The 6,475-nt window shown below is 72.8% G+C and carries 8 protein-coding genes; 4 read left to right on the top strand and 4 right to left on the bottom strand.

Annotated elements, in window-relative coordinates:
- Both RIF89_RS09760 and dhaM read left to right on the top strand, forming a co-directional pair.
- On the top strand, positions 1-186 hold a 186-nt coding region (locus tag RIF89_RS09760; protein ID WP_309068923.1), incomplete at its 5' end, for a DAK2 domain-containing protein.
- Positions 183-890, top strand: a complete 708-nt coding sequence (dhaM, locus tag RIF89_RS09755; protein WP_309068922.1) for a dihydroxyacetone kinase phosphoryl donor subunit DhaM — start codon at positions 183-185, stop codon at positions 888-890. The genes RIF89_RS09760 and dhaM, both read left to right, overlap by 4 nt.
- Positions 891-941: 51 nt before the next feature.
- Here the strand turns inward: dhaM and RIF89_RS09750 are convergent, their stop codons facing one another.
- The gene (locus RIF89_RS09750; protein ID WP_309068921.1) at positions 942-2,258 is read right to left on the bottom strand and encodes an aminotransferase class III-fold pyridoxal phosphate-dependent enzyme; all 1,317 of its coding nucleotides are present in this window, start codon (positions 2,256-2,258) and stop codon (positions 942-944) included.
- 123 nt (positions 2,259-2,381) lie between these two features.
- Entirely contained in the window at positions 2,382-3,269 is an 888-nt protein-coding gene (locus RIF89_RS09745; RefSeq protein WP_309068920.1) for a LysR family transcriptional regulator, read from the bottom strand.
- Positions 3,270-3,368: 99 nt separating this feature from the next.
- Here RIF89_RS09745 and RIF89_RS09740 point away from each other — a divergent pair, with 99 nt between their 5' ends.
- Entirely contained in the window at positions 3,369-3,770 is a 402-nt protein-coding gene (locus RIF89_RS09740; protein ID WP_309068919.1) for a metalloregulator ArsR/SmtB family transcription factor, read from the top strand.
- Positions 3,767-4,246: an SRPBCC family protein gene (locus RIF89_RS09735; protein ID WP_309068918.1), complete on the top strand. Its 480-nt coding sequence runs from the start codon at positions 3,767-3,769 to the stop codon at positions 4,244-4,246. Before RIF89_RS09740 ends, RIF89_RS09735 begins: the two co-directional genes overlap by 4 nt.
- Before the next feature lie 43 nt (positions 4,247-4,289).
- Here RIF89_RS09735 and RIF89_RS09730 read toward each other — a convergent pair whose 3' ends face one another.
- Positions 4,290-4,559, bottom strand: coding sequence for a PDZ domain-containing protein (locus tag RIF89_RS09730; protein WP_309068924.1), 270 nt, complete (start codon positions 4,557-4,559; stop codon positions 4,290-4,292).
- A gap of 134 nt (positions 4,560-4,693) precedes the next feature.
- Complete coding sequence (locus RIF89_RS09725; RefSeq protein WP_309068917.1) at positions 4,694-6,382, bottom strand: alpha-amylase family glycosyl hydrolase; 1,689 nt, start codon at positions 6,380-6,382, stop codon at positions 4,694-4,696.
- Positions 6,383-6,475: the final 93 nt, after the last annotated feature.

Raw genomic sequence — 6,475 nt, 5'->3', positions numbered from 1 at the left:
TCGCTCGCGGACGCCGCACGCGCCGCCGCGGATGCCGCCGCGGCGGGCCGCGATGCGACCGCGCCGCTCGTCGCCCGCAAGGGCCGGGCCTCGTACCTCGGCGAGCGCAGCGCGGGACACATCGATCCCGGCGCGGCGTCGTCGGCCATCCTGTTCGCGGCGCTCGCCGAGGCGCTCGCGCGATGATCGGGCTCGTGATCGTCTCGCACAGCGAGGCCCTCGCGCGTGCGACGGTCGAGCTCGCGACGCAGATGGCGCAGGGCGCGCAGCCGCCGATCCGGATCGCCGCGGGCGCGGATGGCGGGTTCGGCACCGACGCGGCGGCGATCGCCGCCGCGATCGACGAGCTCGCCGACGTCGGCGGCGTGCTCGTGATGACCGATCTCGGCTCGGCCGCGATCAGCACCGAGCTGGCGCTCGACCTGCGCGAGAGCACGCAGCCGGTGCGCATCAGCGAGGGCCCGCTCGTGGAGGGCACGACGGCAGCGGTCGTGCGCGCCGCGACCGGCGGCACGCTGGACGAGGTGGCGGCGGAGGCCGCCGACGCCCTCGCGGCCAAGCGGCGTGGGGACGAGGCCGAGGACGTGTCGCAGGACGCCTCCGCGCCCTCCGACACGGCGAGCGCGGAGGCCCGGCTGATCAACCCGCTCGGCGTGCACTCCCGGCCCGCGGCCGTGCTGGCGCGCACCGCCGCAGGCTACGACGCGGACATCCGGATCCGCGATCTCACGAACGACCGCGGACCGGTCAACGCCGCGAGTCTCGTCGGCCTGCTCTCTCTCGCCGCGACGGGGGACCATGTGCTGCGCATCGAGGCGTCCGGCCCCGAGGCGCGGACGGCGGTCGAGGAGCTGCGCCGCCGGATCGAGGAGGGCCTGGGCGAGACCTAGCGCGGACGCGACGGTCGGCAGGCCATCGTCGCCCGCGTTGCTCGCCGCCCGTCAGCGCGCGGTCGCCGCGTCCGTCACGGCGCGCTCGATCGCGGCGACGAAGCCCCGCAGCTCGCCGTCCGAGATGATGAACGGCGGGCTGATCTGCAGCGTGTTGCCGCGCAGCGGCCGCGAGATGTAGCCGAGCTCGATCAGCTCATCGGCGATCCGGACGGCGTCGAGCTCGTCCGCGAGCGAGACGCCGCCGAGCAGTCCCGCGACACGCACGTCGACCACGGCCTCCTGCCGCGCGGCGAGGCCTTCGAGCTCGGAGCGCAGCACCGCCTCCAGCTCGTTCACGCGTGGCACGAGCCCGTCGCGCTCGAGGATGTCGAGGTGCGCGAGGGCCACGGCGGCGGCGGTCGCGTGGCCGGCGTAGGTGGCTCCGTGGCGGAACACGGGTGTCTCCGCCGCGTCCACGTAGAACGCCTCCCAGACGCGCGGGCCGACGAGCACACCGCCGAGCGGGGCGTAGCCCGACGTCACGCCCTTGGCGAAGGTGATCATGTCGGGCTCGACGCCGTAGCGCTCGGCCGCGAACATCGTGCCGGTGCGGCCGAATCCCGTGATCACCTCGTCGAGGATGAGCAGGATGTCATGGGCACGGCAGAGCCGCTGGATCTCCTCGAGGTATCCCGGAGCCGGCGGGTTCACGCCGCCGGTGCCCTGCACGGGCTCGGTCACGATCGCCGCGATTTTCTCGGCGCCGATGCGCTCGATCGTCTCGGCGATCGCGGCCGCATCGTGCAGCGGCACGCGGGCCGTCTCGGGGACGAGGGAGTCGGTGCCGTAGCCCTCGCGGTTGAACTCGAGCCCCGCGATGCTCGTGCCGTACGCGTGCAGGCCGTGATACGCGAACTCGCGGCTGAGGATGACCGTCTTGCTCGTGCGACCCTCGCGCTGCCAGTGCCGGCGGGCCAGCTTGCAGGCCACGTCGATCGCGTCGGATCCGCCCGAGTTGAGGATCACCTTCGACCGGTCGATGGGCGACAGCGCCGCCAGCCGCTCGCCCAGCGCGAGCGCCTTGTCGTTCGTGAAGCGCGCGAACGTGTGGTACGTCTCGAGCCGTCGCATCTGGTCGTAGGCGGCCTGCGCGAGCTCGGGGTGCGCATGACCGATGTTCGCGTGCCAGAGCCCGGCGGTGCCGTCGAACAGGCGGCGCCCGTCGGAGGTGAAGACGTAGGAGCCCTCGCCGCGTTCGATCACGAGCTGGCGGCCCAGCACCGTGGGGGTGTGAGCCTGGGCCGGCCAGAGTGCGGGCCCGTCGATGAGGGTGCGCGTCTCCGACGCGGGAACCTCGGACGCAGTGACCGGATCGATGCGGGTCATGGGCGCTCCTTCGCGGGTCGGCGGGCGGGCGATGCCCGTGGCGACAACGCTACGGAGCGCCATGCGTAAAGAGAAGCGACGGATGCTGACCTATATCCGTCAGCGGTGCTTACCGCTTGCCCTTCACCTCGATGCGAGGAGACGCGCCACCGCGTCGCGGATCGCCGCGAGGGCGGGCCGATCCTGCGCCCCCTCGCGGACGAGGAACAGGATCGACCGCTGCTGGTCACGCGGCAGCGCGGAGCTGGCGGCGACCTTGCTGCCGGCCTCGCGGATCACCATGTCGGACAGGAACGCGGCGGCCAGCCCCTGCTCGACCATGCGCAGGTGGAACAGCACGTCCGACGAGCGATGCGTGACCTTCGGCTCGAAGCCGCGTTCGCGGCACACGCGAAGCGCCCACTGCGTCGCGGCCGACGTGCGCGGTTCCATGACCCACGGCACCTCGCGGATCGCGGCGGCATCCGCGGGATCGAACCCGGCCGGCAGATAGCCGCGCACGGGATCGCGCCCGAGGACGCTCGAGTGGATCCCCGCGCCCGCCGCCCCCTCGGTTCCGGGGTAGGCGTCGGTGATCACGGCGTCGACGTCGCGCGAGATCAGGCGGACGGCCGCGACCTCGGGGTCGTGCAGATGCAGCCGCACCTCGAGCCCGGGATGCGACGTGGCGAGCGCGGCGAGCGCGGCCGGCATGATCGAGCGCGCGATCGTGGCGAACACGGCGACGTCGACCGCGCCCCGCACGCGCCGATGGGCCGTCGCGAGGTCCGCCTCGGCTCGCTCCACGGCGGCGAGGATCGCCTCGGTGTTGCGCACCAGGCCCTCCCCCGCCGGCGTGAGCTTCACGCCGCGCCCGACCTTCTCGAGCAGTGTGATGCCGGCCTCCTTCTCCAGCAGCGCCAGCTGCTGGGAGATCGCGGAGTGGCTGTACGACAGCTCGCGCGCGGCGGCCGTCATGCTGCCGCGCAGCTTGACTTCCCGCAGCAGGGTGAGGCGGTGCAGGTCGAGCACACCGGAAGCCTACGCGCGGCGCACGGACCTCTTGACGGGCGCGCTCCACGAACCTATGGTGTTCAACACATAGGTTGATAAACGGGAACGTTGAGGACAATGGACGATCAGCTCGACGGCGCCTTCGCCGCCCTGGCCGACCCGGTGCGCCGCGCGATCGTGGCGCGCCTGAGCCGGGGCTCCGCCACGCTGGGCGAACTCGCCGAGCCCTTCGACATCTCCCTGCAGGCCGTTTCCCGGCACATCAGCGTCCTCGAGTCCGCGGGACTCGTGTGGCGCACGCGCGAGGCGCAGCGTCGCCCCGTGCACCTGGACGCCGCCGCCCTGGAGCGGCTGACGTCATGGATCGATCGCTATCGCCTCGACGCCGAGGCGCGCTACCGGCGGCTGGACCAGGTCCTCGCCGAAGAACCCCCCGAGGCGGCGGACACCGCCTCGCAGCAGCACCGCGGCGATCGCCGCGCCCCCCGCAGCACCCGCCACAAGGAGAAGGAATCATGAGCAATCCCGTCGTGATCGACACCGTGCCCGGCGCCCCGTACGCCGACCTGAGCCGCGAGTTCGACGCGCCCGTCGAGGCCGTCTTCCGCGCCCACACCGACCCCGACCTGTTCGCGCAGTGGATCGGCCCACGCGGCCTGCGCACCACCATCACGCACTGGGACGCGCGCTCGGGCGGCGGGTGGGCATTCGAGCAGCAGGTCGGGGACGGCGAGGCCTTCGGCTTCCGTGGCACGTTCCACACGGTCGAGCCGAACGAGCTGATCATCCAGACGTTCGAGTACCTCGGCGCTCCCGGCGAGGTGAGTCTGGAGAAGCTGCGCTTCGAGTCGCTGCCCGGCGGCCGCTCGCGCCTCGTGAGCCGCTCGGTCATGACCTCGGTCGAGGCGCTCGAGGAGATGATCGCGCAGGGCATGCAGCAGGGCGTCGAGGAGGGTTACCAGAAGCTCGACGAGCTGCTGCAGCAGGACGGCTGATCCGGGGTCGCCGCGGCGGCCCCTCGGCGCGAGAACCGGCCGTTCAGTCGGCCGGGCCCTGGATCAGGGTGACGGCCGCGGTCTGCGCGACGCCGGAGGCGTCGATCCACTCGATGGTCACCTGCTCGCCGGGCGCGTACCCCGCCAGCAGGCCGCGCAGCGCCGCGGCGTCGGCGACGGCCTGGCCGTCGACCGCGGTGATGGTGTCGCCCTGGGCGAGCCCGGCCTCGGCCGCGGGTGTCCCGGCGACGACGCCCGCGACCGTGGCGCCCGCTCCGGCAGCCGCGCTGCCCGGGACGGTCGTCGCCTGCAGCGCGCGATGCGATGCGGAAGCGCTCTTCGGGCTATGGCCCCGCTATGAACCTCGGGGACCGACCGACGACCGGGCGACCGCCCGCCGCGGCGTCGAGCCGCGCGGCGGGCGGCGGGCGGCCGCCGGATGGGGGATCAGCGGACCGGTGCGATCCAGACGGTCGTCTCGCCCGGGACGGACGAGCCGGCGGGTCCGCCGCTCGAGAGCACCACGTGGGCGTCGCCCGGCAGGTCGGTGAGGTCATACGGCTCGGTCCCGAAGTTCGTCACGACCTGCCAGCCGCCCGGGCGGCGGAAGCGCAGGACGTCGTCACGCCCGGTCTCGATCCACTCCAGCTCCTCCGCGGCCTGCAGCTCGTGCCGCAGCGACAGCGTGCGCCGGTACAGCGACAGCGTCGAGGCGGGATCCCCGTCCTGCGCGTCCACCGCGTACTGCGAGAACCACGCGGGCTGCGGCAGATGCGCGCCGCTCGCGCCGAACCCGAAGGACGGGCCGTCGGCCGTCCACGGGAGCGGGACGCGGCAGCCGTCGCGCCCGATCTCCGCTCCCCCGGTGCGGAAGAACGTGGGATCCTGCCGTTCCTCCTCGGGGATGTCGGCCACCTCGTGCAGACCCAGCTCTTCGCCCTGGTAGAGGTAGGTCGACCCCGGCAGGGCGAGCATGAACAGCGTCGCGGCCTTCGCGCGGCGCGCACCGCGCTCGCGGTCGAGCAGCGCCTCGTCGCCGCCGCTGATCAGCCAGTCGCCACCGTGCCGGGTGTGCGAGGTCGAGTCGGCAGGCTCGGGCGGCAGACCATAGCGCGTGGCGTGCCGCACCACGTCGTGGTTGGACAGCACCCACGTGCTGGAGGAGCCCGACTCGGCCGCGAGCGCGAGGTTCTCCGTCACGATGCGGCGGAACTGCGCGGCGTCGAAGTCGGCCTCCAGCAGGTCGAAGTTGAACGACTGGCCGAGGCTCTCCGGGCTGGCGTAGCGCGGCACGCGGTGCGAGGCGACCCATGCCTCCGCGACGGCCGTGCGAGGCGGGTCGTAGGAGTTGAACAGCTGCCGCCACTCGGCGTAGATCTCGTGCACGTCGTCGCGATCGATCAGCGGGTGGTTGCCGTCGATCGGGATGAGCGTGAGCTCCTCGCGCGAGGGCAGCGGCTCCGTGAGGTCCTTCGTCAGCATGTGCGCCACGTCGATGCGGAAGCCGTCGACGCCGCGGTCCGACCAGAAGCGCAGGGTCTTCAGGAAGTCCTCCCGCACCTCGGAGTGGTCCCAGTTCAGGTCGGGCTGCTCCTTGGCGAAGTTGTGGAAGTACCACTGCCCGTCCTCGACGCGGTGCCAGGCGGGTCCGCCGAACACCGAGAGCCAGTCGGTCGGCGGCTCGGCGCCATCCGGTCCGGTGCCCTCGCGGAAGATGTACCGCTCTCGCGCCGCGGATCCGCGCCCTGCGGCGAGCGCCTCCTGGAACCACTCGTGCAGATCGGACGTGTGGTTCGGGACGATGTCGACGATCACACGGATGCCGCGCGCGTGCAGCTCGGCGACCATGCGGTCGAAGTCCTCGAGCGTGCCGAGACGCGGGTCCACGTTGCGGTAGTCCGCGACGTCGTAGCCGCCGTCGGCGAGCGCCGACGGGTAGAACGGGCTCAGCCACACCGCGTCGATGCCGAGCGAGGCCAGGTAGTCGACCCGGGAGACCACGCCGGGGATGTCGCCGAGACCGTCGCCGTCCGCGTCCGCGAAGCTGCGCGGGTAGATCTGGTAGACGACGGCGTGCCGCCACCAGGTCGGGTCCTTCAGGGCGTCGGGGGTCTCGATGGGAAGCACCTCGGTCATGTGGCGCGGGTTCCTTTCGGTCGTCGGTGCATTGCGCGGTCTGTCGCGCGTGCGGGTGGGTGGGCCAGTCGTGCGTTCGGTTCGGGGGGGCAT

The sequence above is a fragment of the Microbacterium sp. genome (genome assembly GCF_031178525.1).
In the GTDB taxonomy this organism is placed as follows: domain Bacteria; phylum Actinomycetota; class Actinomycetes; order Actinomycetales; family Microbacteriaceae; genus Microbacterium.
This window is presented reverse-complemented; position numbering and strand designations above follow the sequence as displayed.